The organism is Micromonospora globosa (assembly GCF_000717585.1).
In the GTDB taxonomy this organism is placed as follows: domain Bacteria; phylum Actinomycetota; class Actinomycetes; order Mycobacteriales; family Micromonosporaceae; genus Micromonospora; species Micromonospora aurantiaca.
In genome coordinates this window covers 1-894 of record NZ_JNZR01000086.1, presented here as the reverse complement: position 1 = coordinate 894, position 894 = coordinate 1, and the positions used below count along the sequence as shown (strand labels likewise).

Genomic DNA, 894 nt, shown 5'->3' with positions numbered 1-894 from the left:
CTAAGGGACGTCTCGTAACCCCGGTGTCTGTCTAGTCAGGACGATCGGTCAGGATCCCTGGGTGCAGGTGATCACCGCAGCCAACCCTGACTGGATCTTCCCGTTCACTGGGCTGCAGCCCGCCCAGTTCTGCAAGCTGGTCCGGCTGGTCGCCGAACGCGGCGGGGACGGCATCGCCGACGGCCGGCCGGGTCGGCAGTGGGCCCTGGATCTCGCCGATCGGGTGCTGCTGGTCGCCACCTACTGGCGCACGAACCTGACCATGCGGCAGATCGGCCCGCTGTTCGGGGTGTCGCACTCCGCAGCGCACCGGGTCATCGACACCCTCGCGCCGCTGCTGGCCCTGGCGCCGGTGCGTAAACGGCCGGTCGAGCAGATCGCCATCGTCGACGGCACCCTGATCCCCACCCGCGATCACCGCCTGGCAGCCCGGAGCAAGAACTACCGGTACTCAACGAACCTGCAGGTCGCCATCGACGCCTCCACCCGCCTGGTCATCGCCGTCGGCGACCCGCAGCCCGGCAACCGCAACGACACCATCGTCTACCGCACCTCCGGCATTGCCGAGAAGCTGGACGGGCGGCCGGTGATGGCCGACGGCGGCTACCGCGGCAACCCCGAGGTGATCATGCCGTACCGCAAGCCCACCGACGGCAGCACACTGCCGGACTGGAAGGAAGCCCTCAACATCGAACACCGCACCGTCCGAGCAGGGGTCGAACACGCCCTGGCCAGGATGAAGTGCTTCAAGATCCTGCGCGACTACCGCCGCGCCGCCCACACATTGACCGACGCCGCTTCCGGCATCGCCAACCTCCACAACATCATCCTCGCCGGCTGACCACCGGCCCCATCCCACGCAACGCCTTCACCCAGTTACGAGACGTCCCTTAG

General features: G+C 67.8%; 1 protein-coding gene. It reads left to right on the top strand.

What is annotated here, in order from left to right; translation table 11 throughout:
* Nucleotides 1-61: 61 nt before the first annotated feature.
* Entirely contained in the window at nucleotides 62-841 is a 780-nt protein-coding gene (locus IF06_RS0131730; protein ID WP_030275477.1) for an IS5/IS1182 family transposase, read from the top strand.
* Nucleotides 842-894: the final 53 nt, after the last annotated feature.